The sequence below is a fragment of the uncultured Methylobacterium sp. genome (genome assembly GCF_964244095.1).
GTDB lineage: Bacteria > Pseudomonadota > Alphaproteobacteria > Rhizobiales > Beijerinckiaceae > Methylobacterium.
The window spans coordinates 1-3,452 of sequence record NZ_CAXTHR010000240.1; the positions used below are offsets into that span (position 1 = coordinate 1).

At 69.5% G+C, this 3,452-nt stretch carries 4 protein-coding genes; all 4 read right to left on the reverse strand.

The genetic code is table 11. The annotated features are described in order from the left end of the window. Positions 1-1,259, reverse strand: a 1,259-nt coding sequence (gene tolB, locus ACFE86_RS21795) for a Tol-Pal system beta propeller repeat protein TolB (protein WP_375457406.1), incomplete at its 3' end; no start/stop codon positions are given. Positions 1,260-1,423: 164 nt separating this feature from the next. Then, positions 1,424-2,701, reverse strand: coding sequence for a cell envelope integrity protein TolA (gene tolA / locus ACFE86_RS21800; protein ID WP_375457407.1), 1,278 nt, complete (start codon positions 2,699-2,701; stop codon positions 1,424-1,426). Positions 2,702-2,708: 7 nt separating this feature from the next. Continuing rightward, entirely contained in the window at positions 2,709-3,155 is a 447-nt protein-coding gene (locus tag ACFE86_RS21805) for an ExbD/TolR family protein (RefSeq protein ID WP_375457408.1), read from the reverse strand. Between the two features lie 24 nt (positions 3,156-3,179). Continuing rightward, on the reverse strand, positions 3,180-3,452 hold a 273-nt coding region (locus tag ACFE86_RS21810), incomplete at its 5' end, for a MotA/TolQ/ExbB proton channel family protein (RefSeq protein WP_375457409.1).

Sequence of the window (3,452 nt, forward strand, 5' to 3'; positions counted from 1 at the left end):
CCGGTGATGTCGACCATGTAGAGCTTGCCGCCGCCCTGGCCGCCGGGATCGCGGAAGAACAGCACGTACTGGCCGTTGGGCGCAAACGTCGGGCCCTCGTTGTGGAAGCCTTCCGTGAGCACGCGCTCGCCGGAGCCGTCGGGCTTCATCACGCAGATGGCAAAGCCCCCCTTGCGCTGCCGGGTGAAGGCGATGAGGTCGCCGCGCGGCGACCACGCCGGCTGCGAGGCCGAGCCCTCGCCGAACGAGATCCGGTGCGGGTTGGAGCCGTCGGCGCCCATCACGTAGACCTGCTGCGAGCCGCCGCGGTCGGATTCGAACACGATCTGAGCCCCGTCCGGCGAATAGGTCGGCGAGGTGTCGATCGCCATGCCGCTGGTGATCGCGTGCTGCGCTTTCGACGCGATGTCCAGAGTCACGATGTCGGCGTTGCCGCCCTGCTGCACGCTCATCACGAGGCGGCGGCCGTCCGGCGAGAAGCGCGGGCTCGCGCTCATCGAGTCGAAGTTGCCCACCGCCTGCCGCGAGCCGGTCTCGAGGTTGATCACCTGAACGCGGGGCTGGTGGCCCGACGCCTGCGTCATGAAGGCGATGTCCTGGGTCGCGGGCGAGTAGCGCGGCGCGACGATGGAGCTCTCGCCGGTGGTGAGCGCGCGGACGTTGGCGCCGTCCTGGTCCATCACCATCAGGCGCTTGCGCCGGTTCTCCTTCGGCCCGGATTCGTCGACGAAGGCGATGCGGCTGTCGAACCACGGCCCGAGGCCGGTGATCTTCGTGTAGACCGCATCCGAGATCAGGTGGCCGGTGCGGCGGGCGTTGGCCGCGTCGGTGGCGTATTGCTGGCCGGTGATCTGCTGGCCGGAGGTCACGTCCCACAGGCGGAACTCGACCTTCAGGCGCCCTGAGCCGTCGCGCGAGACCCGGCCGGTGACGAGGCCTTGCACGCCGGCTGCACGCCACTTCTCGAAGCCGGGGGCGGCGTCGAAGGGCGGCGATTCCGGGAAGCGGGCCTTGTCGAGCGGCAGGAAATAGCCCGACCGGCGCAGGTTGTTCGTCACCACGCCGGAGACGAGGCCGCCGAGGTTCGGATCACCCGAGAAGTCGGTTACGGCGATCGGCATCGGCTGGAAGGCACCGCCGCCGATGCGGAGCTGGAGCTGCGCCTGCGCGGGCGCCGCGAGCCCGATCAGGGCCAGCACGAGCAGCGCGAGAGCCCGGAGCGCCGACGGCAGGGCGGCGGGCACTGTTCGGGCCCGCATGGTCGATCTGTGGGACATGGGTCTGGTCCGGAAGCGTTGGGATGCTCGTCTGGGCGCCGGCTGGAGCATTTTCCAGCGAGGCGGACGCCGGCTCGCGTAAAGAAAATGCGACTACACGAAGAGTTAGAGCATCTTCCATGATCCAAGGATTATGGAAGATGCTCTCAGGTCGCGGTGAACTCGAACTCCGCGTTGATCGCCTTCCAGTCGTTGTAATACGGCTGGTACTGCGCCGGGATCTTGTAGGGGGCGCAGCGCCGCACCGCGCGGAGGGCGGCCTGCGCGATCGACTGGTCGACCGAGCTCGCGCCGCCCCGCATGACCCGCGGCTCGTTCGAAAGCGAGCCGTCGGCGTTGAGGCGGATGTCGAGTACCGGCAGCACCACGCCCTGCGCCGCGCCGGGCGGCGCGGAATAGCAACGCTCGATCTGCTGCTGCAGCAGGCCCACCAGCGCATCGCGCAGGGACGGCGACAGCCGCTGGGCGTTGCCGGTCGCAGCGCCGAGCGCGGCGGTGCGCTGGACGTCGTGGCCGGTGGCGCCGGTCGATTGCGACGGCGCTTTCGACGCCAGGATCGACTTGATGTCGCCGGCGTTGAACTTGTCCGCGAGCGCGGCCTGCTTGCGCGCCTTGGCCTCGGCATCCGCCTTGGCACGCGCGTCCGCGACGGCCTTCGCCTTGGCCTTCGCCGCCGCTTCGGCTTTGGCCGCGGCGGCCGCCTCCGCCTTCTCCTCGGCTTCGGCGACCTCCTTCTGGCGCTCGGCTTCCGCCTTCGCTTTGGCTTCAGCCTTGGCGGCCGCGGCCTTCTCGGCGGCCTTGGCAGCTTCTTTGGCAGCGTCCGCTTTGGCTTTCGCCTCCGCCTTGGCCTTCGCGTCGGCTGCGGCCTCGGCCTCCTCGCGCTCGACGAGCTTGGCCATCTGCTCGCGCTTCACCGCCTCGGCCTTGGCCGCTTCCTTCACCGCTTCCTTGGCGGCCTCCGCCTTGGCCTTCGCATCAGCCTTGGCGGCGACGGCCTTCTCGGCAGCGTTTGCCTTCTCCGTGTCCGCCTTCTCCTTGGCCAGCTTGGCGGCCCTGGCCGCCTCGGGGGCCGGGTCCGGCTCCACGCGCAGCGGCATCTCGTCGGCGTTGGCGAGCTTCACCGCGCTGGTCCGGGTCGGTGCGGTCGGCACATCGACCTTCGCGTTCTCCGGCTCACGCTCCTCGAATTTTTCGGCCTTCCTGTCGGCGCGGGGTTTTGCGTCCGACAACGGCTTCTCGGCGTTGCGCTCGCCCTTGGTGAGTTCCGAGAACTGGTTCTCGGTGATCACCTCCACCGGCACGCCCTCCTGCGCCTCGGGGAGCGCCGGCGCCGCAACGCTGAACAGCGCGAACGCCAGCAGCCCGACGTGAAGTCCGGCCGAGACCCAGAAGCCCGGTTGGCTGCGGAAGGAGGGGAGCTTCACGGGCGCACTACCGCTGCTCGGGCTCGGTGACGAGCGCCACCTTCTTGAAGCCGCCGCCGGTGACGATCGCCATCACCTGGGCGACGCGGCCGTACTCGACGCGCTTGTCGCCGCGCACGAACACGCGCTCGTCGAAGCCGGACTTGGCCTCCACGGTCAGCTTCGGGATGATGGTGTCGTCGGAGAGTTCGTCCTCGCCGAGGAAGACCTGACCGGTCTGGCGGATCGAGAGCGTCACCGGCTTGGTGTCGGAGTTGAGCGGGGCGGCCTTCGATTGCGGCAGGTCCAGCGGCACGCCCACCGTCATCATCGGGGCGGCCACCATGAAGATGATGAGCAGCACCAGCACGACGTCGATGAACGGCGTCATGTTGATCTCGTTGATCGGCCCGCCGCCGCGGCGGCCCCGCCGCCGCCGCTTGCCGCCGCCCTTCGCGCCCGCCGCCATGCTCATGTCCGGTCCCTTCCAGGTCTGCGGTCAGGCGGCGAGCGAGAGGCGCTCGTCGATCTGTCGGGAGAGGATGGCGGAGAACTCGTCGGCGAAGCCCTCCAGGCGCGACTGCTGCTTGGCGACCGTCGCCTGGAGCTTGTTGTAGGCGAGCACCGCGGGGATCGCCGCGAACAGGCCGATGGCGGTGGCAAACAGCGCCTCGGCGATGCCGGGCGCTACCACCGCGAGCGAGGTGTTCTTCGAGGCCGCGATCGAGGTGAAGGCGGTCATGATGCCCCAGACCGTGCCGAACAGGCCGAT

Excerpts from the sequence above, each read along its gene's own strand:
- ACFE86_RS21805 (WP_375457408.1), bottom strand. The coding sequence starts at position 3,155 with ATGAGCATGGCGGCGGGCGCGAAGGGCGGCGGCAAGCGGCGGCGGCGG.